Here is a 19,365-nt window from a genome sequence, read left to right on the forward strand (position 1 = left end):
TTATTAGTTACTTTTCAATTTTCTTTTTAATTGAGTTGCAAATTTTATTGAGTAACCTGGTAATACTTTATAAATAGACCTTTTCAAGAAGTTTAGTTTAGAATGTTTGTTATCAACTAAAGCTATCCCTCTCCATGGCGTTTTATCGAGAATTCCAAGATATTCACTTTTATATGGGTGAACACATTTTTTCTCCCAAGGTCGACCCACAACCCACGATGTAAGATGTATTATATAAGGATCAGAAACTGCTACTTCATATTCATTTTTTGTATAGTAATTCTTCAATCCATATGCCTCAATGAATTTTGAATATTTTAAGAATAGCATTCCACTCATAACATTATACTTAGGATGGAGTTCCATAATTTTACCCTTACAACATGCATTAATAACAGTTTGATCATGAAACTTTATATGCCCTTCTTCATTTTTTATATACTCTAAAAACTTTTCAAACAGCCTATCTTTTCTACATTCTTCTAAATTCCATAAAATAACTCCAGAATTTATATGAAATAAAGAGTCATCTCCCGATTTATCCAAATCAGAAAGAGATCTCACACCGCCGATATATTTTCCTTTCATATCAGTAAAATATAAATCTTTCAGATCATTTTTGACGATAATATCTACATCTAAATAAATAACCTTTTTCAGTTCATTAGGAAGTAGATTCGGTATGAACAATCTAGCATAGGCTGCTAAAGAAAGATGATCAACATTAACTTCTTTTCCTAATAATTCTTTTAAGTTATCTAAATTATATATCGAAAAGTTGCAATAATCAGTTCCCAAAGATTCAATTTTTTTCAGACTAATTTTTGAAATATTATTTGATAATATATGAAGATTTATTAATTCATCATTAGGATGGGCCTCCAATATTGATAGTATTACAACAGCCAATTTATCAACATAATTTTCATCGCAAGCAAGAACAAAATTTAAGTAGTCTTCTTTTTTCATTTATTTTGTCTCCCTTCAATATTCAATGCACTAACATACATCAATCCAAAGGCAATAACCAACCAGCTTATAATTGATACCGACACGTTATTACCAATAAGAGATAATTCTGAAGATTGTTTCAACAATAAAACAATAAAAAAAATAGCGCTATATTTTATAACTTTATTATTTTTATATAATAGATACGAATTCCAAATATTCCTAGCAAATAAAATGAACAATATGGAACCAATAATACCCGTAGTAATTAATATAGAGATAAATGTATTATGTGAAGAAATATTATGACCATAAACATAATATGGTGTCACATGGTGCCCCCCACCAAAAAATAGATTATGATCGTAATAATATGTTAATAAATTTGACCAGATACTATCCCTTCCTGAAAAAAATCTACTGTCAGTATATTCTAGTGCATATTGATTCAATATAAGTGCATATTTAGAATGCGATAGATAAATATAAAAAATTGGAATAAGAAACAATAAAGAAGTGATAAATATAAAGATAATATTATATCTCAGTTTAAATTTCGTGATTTTATTCCACGAAAAAATTAAAAACACAAAAACTGGGAACAATAGAATAAAAGTTCTAGATTCATCTAAAATCGCATTTAATAGCCAAATTATCGAATATATAACTTTTGTAATTTTTTTAGTGTGTTTATCTACGTAAATAAAATAAAGAAATAAAAACAAGAAAGAAGTAGATGAAACCCAAATAAAATTTAAAGATAATGAAAAAAATATATTCAATAAAAGTAGCAATTTAGAAAAGAATGACATGTAATGAATTATTAGTTCCAATACCTCTAATTTATAATTTGCACTTAATAATACAAGTACGAATAGTATCAATCCTGAATAAAGAAGACCGTTATATACACTCGATTGATTCTCAAAATTCACAAAAATAATTAAAATATTATAAGTTATTAATATCAATCCTGATCTAAGGACTTTAGAATAAATTAGCTGTATTTTACTATGTATTATAGGAACAATAAATATAACAATAATAAAGACACAATATAATAAACCTTTAGCTATAGTAATTCCTGAGTTAGCAAATGAAATTATAACAAAGACTAACGACAGGAAAAGGGCATGATAATTACTCGTATTCATATTTTCCTTTATGTTCATATATACTTCACTCTTCCCAATCTATCATTTACAATCTCATTTTTAATGTTCAATTAGTTCATAGATAGATTCCATTTTCTTTACATTTTCTATCCAATCATATCGATTCATAACATGCTTTCTCTGTTTTTCACCAATTTCGATTCTTAATTTTGGATTTCTTAGTAATTTAAGAATTTGTTCAGCCATCTCAATGAAATTTTTTCTTGAGACTATAATTCCAGCTTTTCCGTTATCCACCACTTCTTTGAATCCATCAACATCTGTTACTATTACTGGAACTTGACAAGCCATCGCTTCAACAATTGCAACTCCAAAACTTTCACTATCTAAAATACTTGTTCCTAGAAAAACATCAAGTTCATTTAGCGCTTTAGGGACTTCAGAATTGGCTATCTTTCCTTTAAAAACAACTATCTCTTCCAATCCACATTCACTTACAAGTCTCTGAAGGTCACTCTTCTCTTCTCCTTCACCATAAATATTATATTTCAACTTTATTCTGCTTCTCTCTTCATCAGTTAATAAATCTTTAATTAAATAATTAACTGCTAAAATACCATATTTAATCCCGTACTTTGCAGATAATTTTTTTATACTACCAATCACAAATTCGTTATCTCTTTTTTCACTACTTTTTAAGTGAAACTTTTTTACATCTACACCAAAAGGAGTAATATGAATATCTTCTAATTCACATTCAATTAGTTTAGTTACTTGAATAGCCATGGCATTACTTGTAGACGCTATTGAATCAGCATTCTTCAAATTTTTAGTAATTAATCTCATATTGAATCTATTTTGATAAGGAAAATCATAAACATCACTTCCGTAGACAGAAATTAAATGAGGAGAGAATCTAGATATCCTACCGAGAGTTCCATATCCACTAGCATAATGAGTATTTAGTATATTAGGTTTTATTTTTTTTATAATTTTTTTTAATTCAAATATATTTAAATAGTATCCATATGGAGAGGGATATTTTAATTCGTGTAGAAATACTTTATTACTAAAAGCGTCTATTGAAGGTTTTTGATTAGAAACATAACATAAATGCACTTCGTTTCTCTGATTTTCACTTAATTGATTACACCATCTTACAGTATGGATATCATTCCCTGCTGCTAATATTAATATTTTCAAAATTCCCCCACCTCAAATACTACTTAATCAACTATATTTTATAAGATTTGGAATAAATAAAATCACGGAAACAACCTTTTTTCGGATTTTTTTCATTGAAAAAGAGTAGCACTTCAAATTTTTGAATCACAACCGCCAATAGCTGTAACCCATTTCTTCAATATTTTTTTTATCGAACATACTTTTAACATCAATTATTACTTTTTCATTCATTTCACAATCACAGAATATATTGTTAATATCTTGTAAACTCATATTTTTAAATTCATCATGAGCTACAGCAAACACAGCACAGTCTGCATCCGCTACATCTGCTAAGTCTACAAGCTCAACTCCATACTCCTCCTTAGCATCTGAAGCATCTGCTTGTGGATCAACTATAATTGGTGTAATTCCATATTCATATAATCTCTTAATAATATCTTCAACTTTAGAATTTCTAGTATCAGAACAATTTTCTTTAAATGTAATTCCAAAAATAACAACTTTCGCCTTATTAACAATCTTATTTGCTAATATTAACTTTTTTATGATAGTATCTGCTACAAAAACACCCATTCCATCATTTATTTTTCTTCCAGATAAAACTATTTGAGAATGATACCCAAGTTTTTCTGCTTCATAAATAAAATAGTAAGGATCAACTCCAATACAATGGCCACCCACAAGACCCGGATAAAATTTCAAAGCATTCCACTTTGTATTCATAGCTTCAACAACTTCGTTTGTATCAATCCCCATACGATCAAATACCATCGCAAGTTCGTTCATAAATGCAATATTAATATCGCGTTGACTATTTTCTACAACCTTTGCAGCTTCCGCTACCTTAATAGAACTTGTTCTATGAACTCCAGCTTCAATGACAAGTTCATAAACCATCGCAATTTCTTCAAGACTTTCCGCATCGATTCCTGAAACTATTTTTATAATATTCTCTAATCTATGTATTTTATCACCTGGATTTATACGTTCTGGAGAATATCCAACTTTAAAATCCACTCCACATTGCAATCCTGACTCTCTTTCAAGTATCGGAATACAAATATCTTCTGTTACACCAGGATAAACGGTAGACTCATAAACGACAATTGAACCTTTAGTTAAATTACGTCCAACTATAGTACTAGCTCCTTCAACTGGACTTAAATCTGGAGTCTTGTCCGCGTTAACAGGTGTAGGGACAGCTATAATATGAAACTTCGCTTCTTTAAGTCTATTTTCATCAGAGGTGAAATCAACTGAAGTCTTTTGAATAGCTTCATCACCCACTTCGTTTATGGGATCAATACCATTCTTATATTGTTCAATTTTCTCAAAATTAAGATCAAATCCGATTACTTGAACCTTTTTTGCAAAAGCCACAGCTATGGGCATACCAACATAACCTAAACCTACTAATGAGATTTTTTCTTCATTATTAAGAATTTTTTCATACAAGCTCATGATCCAAGTTCCCCTTCTCTATGTATATTTTACGCAGTTTTTATTTTCCTAATTAATCCTATAAGTGAGCCGATCCCATATGATAGATGAAACACTGGAAAAAAAACAAATAGCATTGGTGCATAGCTAATTTTAGAAGAACCCTTAAGCGAATATACTAAATCAAAAAGAATATATAATCCTAATTCAAGCGCAAAAAGCCAACCAAAAATCAATAAAAACGAACTTAATATAGGCATAATAATTAGTGATAACACGAATAAAAAAGGTATAAAATGCCTGATCGACATAGAACCTGGGCATAATTTTGCTGTTATAACATTCCATTTTCCATTCTCGTAACTTTGCTTCAAAATACCCTCTATGGTGTTTCGACAATAGTAGGTTAAACTAATATCCGAGTTTAAGTATACTAATCCACCACTTTTTCGGATCCGATAGTTTAATTCATAATCTTGGTTTCTATTAAGTCGTACATCATACAGTCCATATTTTTGAAAAGATTCTCTTTTAAAAGCCCCGAATGGAACTGTATCAACATAGCCCGATTTAGCGTTAGTACGAAATCCGGAATTTCCTACTCCAAATTTTGATGCTAGAACTTGAGCAAATACTTTCCCAACAATACCTCGTCCTTTTGTTATAGCAAGTCCACCAACATTATCAGCATCAATTTTTTCTAAAGTTGAGATGCATTTTGATATGTAGTCATTGCTATATTCACTATGAGCATCTAATCGTACAATGTATTTACCTATCGAGTTTCCAATTCCAATATTCATTGCATATGGCACAGTTTTTTGAGGATTTTCAATAAGTCTTATTGTGTTAGAATACTTTTCAACATAACCGTTAACGATCTCTTGTGTCTTGTCTTGGGATAATCCATCTACAAATATTACCTCTATTTTCTCAAGAGAATAGTCCTGACTTAAAATGGATTGGATACATTTTTCAATATATTGTTCTTCGTTTCTTATTGGCACTACTATAGAAACAATAATCTCGTTACCAATTTTATTATCCATATTTTTATAATCCTTCTAATTCCATATTTTATTTAATAGATGATACCTCAACTCTTAATAAGGTTCGCTTTCTCAATAGCAGCATAGTACTCATCTTTGCTTATTTTCTTTTTTCTCAATAAATAATCACCGAGATCCTCAGCAGTTACCATTCCTTCAGTATTTATTCCATCACGTTTAAAAACATTGATAATTGTTTGGAATATAATCTTCATGTCACCAACAAAAGTGTTGTAATCTATGTACTGAAGATCGAGTCTCATCTTATCTTCCCATGAAATACAGTTTCTTCCGTTTATTTGCGCCAATCCAGTAAGACCTGGTAAAACATTGTGCCTTTTTCTTTGTTCTTGAGTCATAAACACCATATCTTTGATGAGTTGTGGTCGTGGCCCAACAAGACTCATATCACCACGTACTATATTCCATAGCTCAGGCAATTCATCCAATGAAGTTGATCGTAGAAATTTTCCGAATTTTGTAAGTCTTAATTCATCTGATAATAATTCTCCTTTTTCATTCCTTTCGTTTGTCATTGTTTTATATTTATACATTGTGAAAATCTTTTCATTACGCCCTGGTCGATTCTGTTTAAATATCACTGGACTACCGAGTCTATTCTTTACTAGAATAGAGACTAGCAACAATACAGGCGATAATAAAAAGAGTGCGCATATTGAAAAAATAAGGTCTATTGACCTTTTAATGTATCTATTGTAAATACTATTTCTACCAGCTTTTTGGAACGATGGATTCATATTTGATTTAACTTCAGTCTGCATTCTCACTTTCTCCATAACTTTCTAATTATTTTCACAACCCTATTTAAGTCCTCATCAGTTATCTTTGTGTCACTTGGGAGGCAAATTCCATTTTCATAGATCATTTCTGATACTCCATTGCCTACGAAGTCGTATTTCTCAAAGTATGGTTGCATATGCATCGGCTTCCATACAGGTCTAGACTCAATATTCTCATCCTCAAGTGCTACCATAATATCTAATGGTCTGACTTCACCAGTTACAGTAATACAACTTAGCCAATAGTTAGGTTTATCCCAATCATTAACAGGCATCATATTGACACCCTCTAATTGACTTAGCTCACGCTTATAGAACTCAAATATATGTTTCTTCTTCTCAACCCTTTGAGCAAGCACCTTAAGCTGTCCTCTACCGATGCCAGCTAAAACGTTACTCATTCTATAGTTATAACCAAGTTCACTGTGCTGGTAGTGTCTAGCATGATCTCTAGATTGAGTAGCCCAAAACCTAACTTTCTTCACCATTTCTTCATTATTAGACACAAGCATCCCGCCACCTGAAGTAGTAATTATTTTATTACCATTAAACGAGAAAACACCATAGTCTCCAAATGTACCGGTATGCTTACCTTTATATATAGTTCCTAAACTCTCAGCTGCATCCTCAATAAGTGGTACGTTATATTTCTTACATATCTCCGAAATTTCATCCATAGATGCTGATAAGCCATATAGATGAACAACTATAACTGCCTTAGGAGTATATTTTTTAAAAGCCTGCTCTAATGCATCAGGACTCATGTTCCAAGTATCATGATCACTATCTATAAAAACTGGTATTGCATTTTGATAAATAATCGGATTAGCTGTAGCAGAGAAAGTAAGACTCGGACAGAATACAATATCCCCTGTTCCAACCCCAGCTGCTTTCAATGCCAAATGTATCGCAGCTGTACCAGAGAGTAATGCTGCCGCGTGGCCAATATTTACATATTGCGCCAAATCATTTTCGAATTCATTAACGTTATTTCCTAGAGGTGCAATCCAGTTACTGCTAAATGCTTCTTTTATGTATTGCATTTCATACCCCTCATCACTCATGTGTGGTGATGAAAGGTAGATTTTATTGGCACTCATTTTACATAGATCTCCTATCTGAATATATTTTTTTATCAATGGTAACTTTCATTTTCATAAAATAAAAAGTATACAAAAACCTTCTATTGTATCTTTGGTTCTTGACGTATCCGTACAATTAATAATATAAAACTAGAAATTACTCTGATAATTTAAATAGAATGTTTCCTAGGAGGCTATTGTTTGTGATAACGATTTTCAAAGAAAAAGGCCATAACGGGAGATCTTCCGATTAAAGCCAAAAAAAATCAATTGTTTGTTTCACTTATAATAATGTCTCGTAAGTACAATTAATACTTTCGTCTATTACTCAATATATTCCAATCAACCGAACTGGTATTCTAAGAGGGTTCTTAGTCAGCCATTCCCTCAGCCAAATCTTTACCCAACTGAAGCTGCGATTCAAATTCACTTCTATATTGACTAATGATTGCTGTGCTATATCCATTACTGTTCAGTTTTTGTTCAGTGTCTGCAACTATACTATTGAAGCTAGCAGTAAACGCTGAAAGTTGTTGTACACCTTTAGCCTTAATACTCTTTTTACTTGCTTCATCTTTTGCCCCGAGATATTCTAAAGCAATGCTCATTAATGTCGATTGGCTTTGATCTTTGAGTGCAGTAAGTTTGGCTTCCGTTTCACTAGTAATGGTTTCATAAGAAACCTTTCCAGTACCCGCCGTTCCACCACCAGCTGCACCAATTGAATCCGTTGGTGCAGGTGTCACTACTGGAGATGGGTCCTTGCCATTGTTACCAGTCGAACTATTAGTGCCACCTTGCTCTTGATACGCCTTAGAAGCTGCAGTAATAGTCTTCGTCTTCTGATCCCAGCTAATGTTATGACCTACAGATTCCGATAAAAAACGTAGGGATACATATAAGGAGCCATTCAAGATAAAGCTGGATTGCCCAGTAGGTAATGCCTTCGTTGCACCGTTAAATACATAACTTGCCTTCACTTGATTGAGTACAAGATTCTTAGATACTGCTGAGGCACTATTCCCGTTTGTTGCATTCATTAGGTACTCTTTAATCACTACTAGCTCTGATTTGCTAGGCTCTGCTACAGTAACTTTAACGTTTTTAGCATCCCAAGCTACACTCTTTTGCAATGCATATGACATAAAACGTAATGGAACATAAGTTGTATTGTTGTACATGAATACATATTGACCTGCAGGCGTCCCAATACTTGCTCCATCAAAAATCATATTCACGTTCATACTCTGCACTTTAATTGTAGTATTTGCAGCCTTTGTTGTTGCACTTGGTACCGCTGCTGCTGATACAGATATAGGTGCGGAAGCTGTTAATGGCGCTAAACCTACTGATGCAATTAATGATAGAGCTATGATTGGTAGCGTTGCTTTAGACATGCTTATTCACTTCCCTTTTCTTTTGCTTGTAATCGTTCTTCTTCAGCAATGATTTGGTCATGTGTCTTCCCTTGGCTGATACCATACTTCTTAGCAACCTGTGAAAGCTCATTATATTGTTCTTCGGAAACTTTACCGAGGATGATACTGCGTGCTTCTCGCTTCTCATCAAGCGTTAGTCCACCCTTGGCTAGATCTTTTAGCCGATTAATATCAGATACACTTAGTTGACCGAGCACAATAGCAGCTACGTCTGCTTTATCCTTCATCGTTACATTCTCTTGAATTTCTTTAGCTTTATCTGTTGAAACCTCAGCAGTATAGCCATCTGAAGAGATACCTTTTTGATCTGTTGATGGAGCTTTCGTAGGTTCACTAGTAGTAGAAGGTGTTGTATCTTTTCCAGTTTCCCCAGCATCATTGCTTCCCTCATCATTTGTTGATGGAGTAGTAGGTGCTACAGAAGATACAAGTTCAACATCCACCACTTTATCTTCGGGCGCGGTTCCTTGATCTTGACCTCCGCTAACATTACTCTCAGACTCAAGATCAAAACTATCCACCATTGAATTCATCAGCTTATCCACAGCATAATTAGCAGCGAACAGACCACCTACACCCAGAATTACAATGATTGACAGCGTCCATAAAAGGATCTTTTTCCATCGTTTGTTGAACACTAATGTATCCCCCTTTATGAATGAATTAGCTGATAGCAACTTGAGCAACGGGCTGCATCGGTACAATCTGATTAATCACTTCACGTATAACTTCAGGTTCTTCAGCGAGGACACGTTCCAAGCGTTTAAATTCCAGTTCAAGCTGATTCAGACTTATCACATTAGGTCTACCGATAAAGATTCTTCCGTGATCTGTAGAACCTAAATTCTCTTCATCTGTTAACAGTTCTTCATATAATTTCTCGCCCTCACGAATGCCGGAGAACTGAATATCAATATCCCTATAAGGTTCATAACCAGAGAGAGTAATCAAATCTTCCGCTAATGTTAGAATCTTAACCGGTTCTCCCATATCCAGAATGAACACTTCTCCGCCTTTGGCAAAAGAACCAGACTGGATTACAAGCTGAACAGCTTCTGGAATCGTCATAAAATAACGGACCATTTCTGGATGAGTAACCGTAACTGGACCACCAGCAGCAATCTGCTGTTTAAAGGCTGGTATTACACTTCCGCGACTGCCAAGCACGTTCCCAAAACGCACAGCAGAGAACTTCGTTTGACTTGTGGTATGCAGACTCTGCACATACATTTCAGCGATTCGCTTAGTTGCACCCATCACACTTGTTGGGTTAACTGCTTTATCCGAAGAGATCATTACAAATCTCTCCGCACCATACTTATCTGCGCAATCCGCAACATTCCTTGTACCGAAGACATTGTTCTTAATGGCTTCCGAAGGGTTGCGCTCCATCAATGGAACGTGTTTATGTGCTGCCGCATGAAAGACAACATGTGGGTGATTGCTACTGAATACGTCCATCATCCGACTGCGATCCTGCACATCCGCGATTACGGTAACAATATTCAGATCCGGATATTTCTTGCGCAGCTCCATCTCAATCGTATAAATGCTGTTCTCACCGTGTCCAAGCAGCATTAACTTGTCCGGACCAAAAGGAGCGATTTGCCGACAAAGTTCTGAACCAATAGAACCACCAGCACCCGTAACTAACACAGTCTTATGATGGACATACCCTAGGATACTGTTCAAATCCGCTACAATCGGCTCACGGCCTAGTAAATCTTCAACACTAACATCCCGCAGTTTCTTAACCGAAATTTTCCCGGCAATCAGATCGTTAAGCGCCGGTATAATCTTTAGCTTGGCCCCTGTCTTCTTCGCCAAATTAATAATTTCAGAGATTTCAGTACGTGAAACGGAAGGCATGGCGATAATAATCTCATGAATTTCCCGATCTTTCACAATAGCGGGAATCGCGTAACGATTTCCTAACACGGGCACACCCAATATAGACATATGATATTTATTGATACTATCATCGATGAAACCTACCAGCTTCGTATGAGCAAAAGACGGACCCATCATTTCCCGAGCAATTAGTATTCCACAATCGCCTGCACCAACAATAAGAGTATGGGTCTGAGTGTCTTTATAATTGATTCGATCATTATGGAGCACTCTCCACAAGAATCGAATTCCACCTACTAACACAAGAACAGTCTCCATAGTCCGAACTTCTATTGCTAAAGGTACCCGTTCTGGCAATATAAAATATGCTGCTGCAAATGAGAGTAATGACCCTACTACAATCGCTTTTGAAACAGATATAATCTCTCCAATGCTGGCATATTGCCACATTCTTCGGTATAAACCGAAATAGATCAGACTTCCACCGAATGCAACCGTTGCAATCACACCAAATTGCAGCATCTGTTCAACATAATTCTGGATAGGATGATTAGGATACCGAAACAAGTAGGATGTTATAATGCTGAACCAGATGATTGCAAGGTCAATAAAGAATAAAAGAACTACTCTAGATTTCGCTGTCATTTTCAGTGCCTCCAAAAACAACATTATTGTTAAAGAACAAATCAATTTCCATAGTAGTAGTAATAGTAGCCTTCGCTGGCTTTACGTTTTACATTATTGAGAACCACGCCAAGCATTTTTGCACCTACACGATCGAGGTTAGCTTTTGCTTTTACAGCAATATCCCGTTTTACCTTGCCATAGCTCACGACCATAATGACACCATCACTCTTGGAAGCCATAATCTGCGCATCCGTAACCGCCAATAACGGTGGAGTATCAATAAGAATGATATCGTAACGCTGACGCAAGTCCTGCAAGAGCGTACTCATCCGATTAGAAGCCATCATTTCCGCAGGGTTGGGTGGAATCGGCCCTGAGGTCATAATAGAAAGATTTGGAACACCAGAATCTTGGACAGTGTCTTCAAGAACCGCCTGCTGCGACAGTAGTGACGATAACCCGAAACGGTTACTAAGCGAAAAAGTCTTATGTGCTGTCGGTTTCCGCAAATCCGCGTCAATCAACAATACCTTCTTATCTGCCTGTGCATAGGCTGCCGCCAAATTCGCTGATACCGTAGATTTACCTTCCTCAGGTCCGGACGAAGTTACCATAATTACTTGAATAGTCTCATCCACAGAGGAAAAATCAATATTCGTGCGCAGCGCGCGAAATGCTTCAGATACAGGGGAGCGAGGGTTCGTAACGGTAATCAGATGACGTTGTTTATTTGGCAGCTGTGACATGTTCGAGTTCGCCCGCCTTTCTGGATGTTTGCGTCTGTGCCTGAGTTGAGCCTTGTTTGCTTTCTTCTGAACCCAATCTAGTAATCATAGCTATCGTTGGCAGACCAAGATATTTCTCAATATCTGCTTCAGTCTTCAGCGTATCATCCATGTATTCCAGCAAGAAAGCAATCCCTAAACCAATCATTAAGGAAACGATGAAAGCTATAGCCATATTCATTAAGACATTCGGTTCTACAGGTCTTGGCTCATTAAGTGGATTCACTTTGGCCTCATTCAGAATCGATACGTTCTCCACGTTAAATAGGTTAGGAATCTCGTCCTTGAATACAAGTGAAATGGCATTCACGATTTCAGCGGCTCGCTGATACGAATTATCTCGAACGACAAGTGTCATCACCTGCGTATTATTGACAGAGCTCACATTAACCTTCTTCAACAGCTCTTCTGCAGTAATATTGAACTGCGGATAATCCCTAGTAACAATATCAAGGATCGCTGGAGTCTTAATAATTTCCTTATACGTATTAATCAATTGAATATTAGTATTAATCTGATTCAAATCAAGCTGCGCTGCTGCTGACTGAGTCGGAGTCTGGTTAACAATAATCTTAGTGGATGCTTCATACACTGGATTCTTAATATACAGACTGTACACACCAGCAACACCGCACACCAAAACAACTATGCTAACAATCAGCCATAGTCTCTTCCTGACGATCTGAAAATAATCGCGAAGATCCAATTCTTGTGATGACAAGTGTAATTACCTCCAAGCTATTTCTGAAATATTTCGTTACTATATTAGAACACTTCTCGATTGGCAAAAAAGCGCCTCCTCTCACCTACATGAGAGGAGGCTGTATTCTATGCTTTTAAATTTATTTACTTAAAGTTAATGGTACGGTAGATAATTACTGCTGCTTCAGCACGAGTAGCTGTATCGTTCGGGTTGAACTTACCAGCATTTCCGATAACCAAGTTATGATCTGCTGCAAATGCTACGCCATCTCTCAAAGATGCGCTGATCTTAGCAGCATCGGAGAATTGGCTAATTGCTGTTACATTTGTTGTTGCAGCTGGATTCATAGATTTCACTGCGCGGGAAATCATTGTTGCCATCTCTGCACGTGTGATAGTTGCATTAGGATCGAACTTGTCCGCACTGCGGCCAGTAATGATTCCTTTTTCTGCTGCAACAGCTACATATGGTGCATACCAAGCGGCCCCACTTACATCGCTAAAGCTTTGTACAGCTGAGTGATTCTCAAGGTCAAGTGCACGAATCAGCATCTTAGCGAACTCTGCACGAGTTACATTGCTCTTCGGTGCGAATTTATCTTCGCCTACGCCTTCAATCGCGCCTTTTGCAGCTACGACTTGAATTTGTCTGCCAGCCCATGCTTGTACACTAGCAATATCCGTAAAAGTTACTCTGTTCTCAAGTACGGCATAAGAAGAGAACGTATCGCGTGATTCTACTAAGGACTTACCATTCAATCGCCCGCCATGGAATTCCAGCTTGCCGTTTATAATCTTCGCTAAGGACAGCAATTCTGTATCAATGCCATCGGTATTATTAACTGGAATTTCAATAGGAATTGGTGTGCTGAATCTGCTAGTCGCTACACCATCCACACTGAGTCCGAATTCATATACATCCGAAGCTAATTTCAATTGGGTAACAGAAGTTACAACTTCTGGTTTAGCAGTTGTTACAGTCAATGCAATCGCTGTGCTGAACTGACTTACAGGAATCGTTACGGTTACACCGTTGAAAGTAATTGCGATATTGGCGATACCTTTAGATTTAGCTGCTTCAACAATAGCTTTGGACAACGGAACTTCAACTGTAGCAGCCTTCACAGTACCGAGGTCAAGAGTTAACGTAAGGGCTCCTGTTTTACCAGCTGCTTTGGCAGCAGCTACCAAGGTATCAAATGCTTTGTTGATGTCGGCATCAACTAGCTTCACAGTAGCCTTATCACCTATAGTCACTACGAGCTTGGAAGCGTCATATTTAGATGCAGCATTAAATGCTTGATCAGGTGTCAAGGTTATTGTGGTGCCGTCCGGACCGGAACCAGAGCTTGGAGTTGGGCTAGGAGTCGGAGTTGGAGTTGGAGTAACACCCAATCCAAAAGCACCGATGTATGCAATAGCCAATACTTGCAATGCAGCTTTATCATTCGTTAGCTTGGCACGTGAATTGTTAAGAACCGTCTTCACATCCGCTGAGCTGATACTCAAATTATTAAGTACAGTACTAATCTTAAGTGCATCTGGACCCGCTGTTTGACTTAGCACTGCATCAATTGCGGAATTAACTAGTTCATCTTGTACAGTGCTGCTAGTAACAAGCTCAAGTAATTGTTCTTTAGTTTTACCACTTACCAAAGCAACCAACTTTTTCTCCAGACCGTTATCACCAAACACAGCTGCATAAATATCATCAACTGTGAGGCTAGATACGCCGCCCTTCTCAGCAATTACTTTAAGTACATCGATGTACTCCTGATTATTAAGAATATCCTTCGCATCTGTATATTCAGGATCATAATATAAACTGCTTACATCCTGGAACAAAGCAAACACGGTATCCTCTTGAGTGGTGCTGAGATCAAGTTTGCCGCGAAGCGGTGTGAAGATCTCTTTCAATTCTGCTGATGTAAGCGCTGATACTTCGTCGCGCAATGCACGAAGTGTCGCCTTATCGGATTCTTTAGTAATTTGTGCATACAATTTCTCTGCGCGTGCTTTCAAATCCGCACTTGAATTACTAGTAGCTGCCGCTGCTACATTGCTCAATCCTAATTGATTAGCCAGTCCTTTGCTGCTGAGCGGAAGACCCGCTACGGATGCTGCTACCATACTTGCTGCTAATGTCGATACTACTAGTTTCTTTTTCAAAGTCACTAAATATCCACCTCTTTATATGTATTTAAATTCCTTTTGTTACTATAGTCCTAGACCATTTCACCTTATGTCTACACTATTACGTATATCAACGATTCACCCAATAAAACCCATTCTACCACTATTAGGTAGATTAGTCAGCCCTTTCGGGGAAAAATGCCAAACAATTTGTGTCTATTCCTCCTTTTTTGTACGTGATTACCATGATTAACCTCACCATTTGCCACAATTTGCTGAGAGTTCTCGCGCATATAGTCGCGCATCTCAGGACCTAATTCTTTCTCTAAAACCACATAAGCAGCATTTAATCCAAAAGGACGATGAACACTGTCATGTGCATCAGAGGCCAACACATGTACTGCATTTCTACGACATAACTCCAGGGATAGCTTCTGAAGTTTATTCCCGAAGACGCCTGCAAGACTTTGTGCGGTTACCTGACCTAGTGATCCTAGCTCTATCAATCTTTCTAACTTAGAAGGATCGGCAGCTACCTCAGCATTACGCTCCGGATGAGCGATGACCGGAACGAAACCTTGAATGATCAACTCGTGACAGATTTCTTCCATGTTGCGCGGGACTCGTGAAGAAGGCATTTCTAGCAAAATATACCGCGAGTCTGCAAGACTTAGCAGTTGCCCCCGCTCCAGATCATCCAGTAAATCCCCGTACACTCTAATTTCCTGACCTGGAAGAACAAGCAGTGGATTTCCATGCTGATGAAGTTTCTCATTCATCAATTCCACTGCTTCTCTTATACTGGAGGCATTATTCATATATTGACCGTTGGCGTGATGTGGTGTGGCAATGACGGAAGTAATCCCGTCTCTGTAGGCGTCATGCGCCATGGCGAGAGCGGATTCCCAATCAGCGGCTCCGTCATCCATAAAGGGTAAGATGTGGCAATGGATATCTTTCATATGTTATCTATCGGTCCCTTCTCACAGAAAATTTAGTTTTAACGGCAAAAAAAACAACCATTCCCCAAAAGGAACGGTTGCTTGATTGTAAATGAGTTCTGTCTTAAGCTTCAGTAGATTCTTCTTGCTGAGGTTCAATTGCATCTATTTCAGCATCCTCAGAATCTGGAGTTTCATCCTTCGAGGAGAGAACATACCCGTCGATTAAGCCCCAAAGTTCTTCTTTACCAAGGCCAATCTCTGAAGAGAATGGAATGAAATTATCCCCTGGCAGCACGCCAAGCTCCTGCTTCATGATCTTAATATGCTTTTGCCAGCGAGTCTTCGGAATCTTATCCGCCTTTGTCGCTACTACACACATAGGAAGATCATAATGCTTCAACCAATCGAACATCATCTTATCATTACTGGTCGGCGGATGACGTAGATCCACGATGAGCAGAACAAGCTTCAACGTATCGCGCTCAGAGAGATATTTCTCCACCATCTTGCCCCATGTTGCACGTTGCGTCTTCGACACTTTAGCATATCCGTAACCTGGAAAGTCAACAAAATACATGCTGTCTTCATTGATACGGTAATAGTTCATATGCTGGGTCTTACCTGGGGTGGAGCTTGTCCGAGCCAGATTCTTGCGGTTAATCATTCGGTTAATGAGGGAGGACTTCCCTACATTGGAGCGCCCTGCCAGAGCAACCTCTGGCAAAGCATCATCAGGGTATTGATCAGGGCCAACGGCACTGATTATAAATTCGGCAATATTAACTTTCATAGGACTTCCTTTCTAATGCACACTACTCGGTGGCTCACTGCTAATTTCATTATGATGCTCTACTAATGCATGATGCAAGACCTGATCCATAGTAGATACTGGTATGAACTCCACATCATTACGCACGCTCTCTGGAATTTCTTTTAGATCACGTTCATTGTCTTTTGGAAGAAGGATCTTTTTATATCCGGCGCGGTGTGCAGCGAGAGATTTTTCTTTCAGTCCACCGATCGGCAACACTCGTCCACGCAGGGTGATCTCACCGGTCATCGCTACATCCTTCGAAACATAACGCTTCGTGAGTGCGGAGATCAACGCGGTAGCAATAGTAATCCCTGCAGATGGGCCATCCTTCGGAATCGCACCTTCAGGAATGTGGATATGAATATCAATCTTCTCATAAAAATCGGGCTGGAGCCCCAGCTCCTCCGCCTTCGAACGTGTATAACTGAAAGCAGCCTGCGCCGACTCCTTCATTACATCGCCCAGTTGTCCAGTAAGTGTCAGCTTGCCCGTCCCCTGCACAACCGTCACTTCGATCAGCAGTGTATCGCCACCAACCTCAGTCCAGGCCAGCCCAGTTACTGTACCGATCTGGTCTTCGAGCTCTGCCATACCGTAACGGTATTTCGATGCACCTAAGTAATCCTTGATGTCATCCGGCAGAATGACCACACTTTCTTTTTCCTTGGACACAATCTGTTTCGCGGCTTTGCGGCATAACGCTGCAATCTGCTGCTCCAAATTACGCACTCCGGATTCACGGGTATATTCACGCACGATACGCAATAAACTGTCATCCTCGATGATCAGTTGATCTTCTGCAAGACCGTGATTCTTCTTCTGTTTCGGCAAAAGATAACGGCTACCAATCTGCAATTTCTCCAGTTCTGTATAACCCGGAATGAACAGCATTTCCATCCGATCGAGTAGCGGACGCGGAATGTTATGAACCACATTTGCAGTAGTCACAAACATAACGTTCGACAAATCAAACGGCAGCTCTACAAAATGATCACTGAACGAGTTGTTTTGTTCTGGGTCCAGCACCTCAAGCAATGCCGAAGATGGATCTCCCCTGAAATCTGCAGCCATCTTATCAATTTCATCTAACAGAATAACCGGATTAATCGTACCTGCCGTCTTCATCCCTTGGATAATTCGGCCTGGCATTGCACCGACATAAGTCCGGCGATGACCACGGATTTCCGCTTCATCACGCACACCGCCAAGCGAAATGCGAACGAACTTACGATTGAGTGAACGGGCAATGGAACGAGCCAGTGAGGTTTTGCCCACACCTGGAGGCCCTACAAGACATAGGATCGGACCTTTTAGCTTCTTCACCAGCTGTTGAACGGCTAAATATTCCAATACCCGCTCCTTTGGTTTTTCCAAACCGTAGTGGTCCTCATCGAGTACTTGCTCTGCCTTCTTGATGTCAAGGTCATCTTCAGTCTGTTCATTCCAAGGAAGACCCAGCAGCCAATCCACATAATTGCGAATTACGCCGCCTTCCGCTGAGCTTACTGGCATTTTTTCCAGACGATCGATTTCCTTCTCCATCTTCTCTTTTACACGTTCAGGCAAATTCTTTTCTTCCATTAGAGTCCGCAGCTCTTCCGCTTCTCCCACTCGACCTTCCTTCTCACCGAGTTCTTTCTGGATCGCTTTCATTTGCTCGCGCAAATAATATTCCTTCTGCGTCTTCTCCATCTGCTTCTTCACACGTTGATTGATCTTGCGTTCAAGCTCCAGCACTTCACGCTCATTATTAAGTATATCAAGAAGCTTCTCCAGCCGTTTACTAACATCAATCGTCTCTAGAATTTCTTGCTTATCCTTAATTTTTAGCGATAAATGACTCGTAATAACATCCGCAAGGCGACCGGGCTCTTCAATATCGGATACAGCAGCCAGCGTCTCTGGTGTCACTTTTTTGGATAACGTTATATAGTGTTCGAACTGATTAAGTACTGTACGCATCAGCGCATCACACTCTTGATCGCTATCTTCTTCTTCTGGTAGCTCGCGCGCCATGACCTCATAATACTCATCATTATCGATATAATTAATAATTTCGGCTCGTTCTACACCCTCAACCAGTACACGAATCGTACCGTTTGGCAGTTTCAGCATTTGTCGCACATTCGCAACAGTACCGACCCGAAAAATATCGTCCTGACCAGGCTCTTCAATATTCACTTCCGACTGTGAACAAAGAAGAATCAAATTATCTTCAACCATAGCTTTTTCTAGTGCCCGAACTGACTTCTCACGGCCCACATCCAAGTGAAGAACCATGCTTGGGTACACAAGAAGACCTCTTAGCGGTAATAAAGGAAAACGACGACCTTTTGTTTTATTTGTCATCATCGCTTTCGCACCTCCCATGGCTCTCAATTAATCTCATATGAATTCATTCTAACAAAAGCAGCCCCAAAACACCAACAAAGTACTTGCAATTTA

At 38.2% G+C, this 19,365-nt stretch carries 16 protein-coding genes; all 16 read right to left on the bottom strand.

What is annotated here, in order from left to right; genetic code table 11:
- Positions 1-3: 3 nt before the first annotated feature.
- Positions 4-969 (bottom strand): glycosyltransferase family 8 protein, encoded by a 966-nt coding sequence (locus tag ACDZ28_RS01435; protein ID WP_375103851.1) that lies wholly within the window; start codon positions 967-969, stop codon positions 4-6.
- Positions 966-2,123: an O-antigen ligase family protein gene (locus ACDZ28_RS01440; RefSeq protein ID WP_375103852.1), complete on the bottom strand. Its 1,158-nt coding sequence runs from the start codon at positions 2,121-2,123 to the stop codon at positions 966-968. The genes ACDZ28_RS01435 and ACDZ28_RS01440 overlap by 4 nt, the downstream gene beginning before the upstream one ends.
- A 42-nt stretch (positions 2,124-2,165) precedes the next feature.
- On the bottom strand, positions 2,166-3,269 hold the full coding sequence (locus ACDZ28_RS01445; RefSeq protein WP_375103853.1) for a glycosyltransferase: 1,104 nt from the start codon (positions 3,267-3,269) through the stop codon (positions 2,166-2,168).
- 126 nt (positions 3,270-3,395) lie between these two features.
- Positions 3,396-4,715, bottom strand: coding sequence for a nucleotide sugar dehydrogenase (locus ACDZ28_RS01450; protein ID WP_375103854.1), 1,320 nt, complete (start codon positions 4,713-4,715; stop codon positions 3,396-3,398).
- 29 nt (positions 4,716-4,744) lie between these two features.
- Positions 4,745-5,743, bottom strand: coding sequence for a glycosyltransferase (locus ACDZ28_RS01455; RefSeq protein WP_375103855.1), 999 nt, complete (start codon positions 5,741-5,743; stop codon positions 4,745-4,747).
- A 47-nt stretch (positions 5,744-5,790) separates the two neighbouring features.
- Positions 5,791-6,525, bottom strand: a complete 735-nt coding sequence (locus ACDZ28_RS01460) for a sugar transferase (protein WP_375103856.1) — start codon at positions 6,523-6,525, stop codon at positions 5,791-5,793.
- A gap of 2 nt (positions 6,526-6,527) precedes the next feature.
- The gene (locus ACDZ28_RS01465; RefSeq protein ID WP_375103857.1) at positions 6,528-7,643 is read right to left on the bottom strand and encodes a DegT/DnrJ/EryC1/StrS family aminotransferase; all 1,116 of its coding nucleotides are present in this window, start codon (positions 7,641-7,643) and stop codon (positions 6,528-6,530) included.
- 353 nt (positions 7,644-7,996) lie between these two features.
- Positions 7,997-9,022 carry a stalk domain-containing protein gene (locus ACDZ28_RS01470; RefSeq protein WP_375103858.1) on the bottom strand — a complete coding sequence of 342 codons (1,026 nt, stop codon included), beginning with the start codon at positions 9,020-9,022 and terminating at the stop codon, positions 7,997-7,999.
- Positions 9,023-9,024: 2 nt separating this feature from the next.
- On the bottom strand, positions 9,025-9,702 hold the full coding sequence (locus ACDZ28_RS01475) for a hypothetical protein (RefSeq protein WP_375103859.1): 678 nt from the start codon (positions 9,700-9,702) through the stop codon (positions 9,025-9,027).
- A 25-nt stretch (positions 9,703-9,727) separates the two neighbouring features.
- Positions 9,728-11,560 (bottom strand): polysaccharide biosynthesis protein, encoded by a 1,833-nt coding sequence (locus ACDZ28_RS01480; protein ID WP_375103860.1) that lies wholly within the window; start codon positions 11,558-11,560, stop codon positions 9,728-9,730.
- A 41-nt stretch (positions 11,561-11,601) separates the two neighbouring features.
- On the bottom strand, positions 11,602-12,288 hold the full coding sequence (locus ACDZ28_RS01485) for a CpsD/CapB family tyrosine-protein kinase (protein WP_339287833.1): 687 nt from the start codon (positions 12,286-12,288) through the stop codon (positions 11,602-11,604).
- Positions 12,269-13,048, bottom strand: a complete 780-nt coding sequence (locus tag ACDZ28_RS01490; RefSeq protein WP_375103861.1) for a YveK family protein — start codon at positions 13,046-13,048, stop codon at positions 12,269-12,271. Before ACDZ28_RS01490 ends, ACDZ28_RS01485 begins: the two co-directional genes overlap by 20 nt.
- A gap of 125 nt (positions 13,049-13,173) precedes the next feature.
- Positions 13,174-15,204: an S-layer homology domain-containing protein gene (locus ACDZ28_RS01495; protein WP_375103862.1), complete on the bottom strand. Its 2,031-nt coding sequence runs from the start codon at positions 15,202-15,204 to the stop codon at positions 13,174-13,176.
- A 137-nt stretch (positions 15,205-15,341) separates the two neighbouring features.
- Positions 15,342-16,124, bottom strand: coding sequence for a tyrosine-protein phosphatase (locus ACDZ28_RS01500; RefSeq protein WP_375103863.1), 783 nt, complete (start codon positions 16,122-16,124; stop codon positions 15,342-15,344).
- A 103-nt stretch (positions 16,125-16,227) separates the two neighbouring features.
- Positions 16,228-16,896, bottom strand: a complete 669-nt coding sequence (gene yihA, locus ACDZ28_RS01505) for a ribosome biogenesis GTP-binding protein YihA/YsxC (RefSeq protein ID WP_042130640.1) — start codon at positions 16,894-16,896, stop codon at positions 16,228-16,230.
- 12 nt (positions 16,897-16,908) lie between these two features.
- Positions 16,909-19,272, bottom strand: a complete 2,364-nt coding sequence (lon, locus tag ACDZ28_RS01510; protein ID WP_042130641.1) for an endopeptidase La — start codon at positions 19,270-19,272, stop codon at positions 16,909-16,911.
- Positions 19,273-19,365: the final 93 nt, after the last annotated feature.

This window comes from Paenibacillus sp. RS8, from assembly GCF_041956825.1.
Classification (GTDB): Bacteria; Bacillota; Bacilli; order Paenibacillales; family Paenibacillaceae; genus Paenibacillus_AQ.

Bases quoted from the DNA above. Each gene is read 5' to 3' on its own strand.
- ACDZ28_RS01435 (WP_375103851.1), bottom strand. From the start codon at position 969: ATGAAAAAAGAAGACTACTTAAATTTTGTTCTTGCTTGCGATGAAAAT.
- ACDZ28_RS01440 (WP_375103852.1), bottom strand. From the start codon at position 2,123: ATGAACATAAAGGAAAATATGAATACGAGTAATTATCATGCCCTTTTC.
- ACDZ28_RS01450 (WP_375103854.1), bottom strand. From the start codon at position 4,715: ATGAGCTTGTATGAAAAAATTCTTAATAATGAAGAAAAAATCTCATTA.
- ACDZ28_RS01455 (WP_375103855.1), bottom strand. From the start codon at position 5,743: ATGGATAATAAAATTGGTAACGAGATTATTGTTTCTATAGTAGTGCCA.
- ACDZ28_RS01460 (WP_375103856.1), bottom strand. From the start codon at position 6,525: ATGCAGACTGAAGTTAAATCAAATATGAATCCATCGTTCCAAAAAGCT.
- ACDZ28_RS01465 (WP_375103857.1), bottom strand. From the start codon at position 7,643: ATGAGTGCCAATAAAATCTACCTTTCATCACCACACATGAGTGATGAG.
- ACDZ28_RS01470 (WP_375103858.1), bottom strand. From the start codon at position 9,022: ATGTCTAAAGCAACGCTACCAATCATAGCTCTATCATTAATTGCATCA.
- ACDZ28_RS01480 (WP_375103860.1), bottom strand. From the start codon at position 11,560: ATGACAGCGAAATCTAGAGTAGTTCTTTTATTCTTTATTGACCTTGCA.
- ACDZ28_RS01485 (WP_339287833.1), bottom strand. From the start codon at position 12,288: ATGTCACAGCTGCCAAATAAACAACGTCATCTGATTACCGTTACGAAC.
- ACDZ28_RS01500 (WP_375103863.1), bottom strand. From the start codon at position 16,124: ATGAAAGATATCCATTGCCACATCTTACCCTTTATGGATGACGGAGCC.
- yihA (WP_042130640.1), bottom strand. From the start codon at position 16,896: ATGAAAGTTAATATTGCCGAATTTATAATCAGTGCCGTTGGCCCTGAT.
- lon (WP_042130641.1), bottom strand. From the start codon at position 19,272: ATGATGACAAATAAAACAAAAGGTCGTCGTTTTCCTTTATTACCGCTA.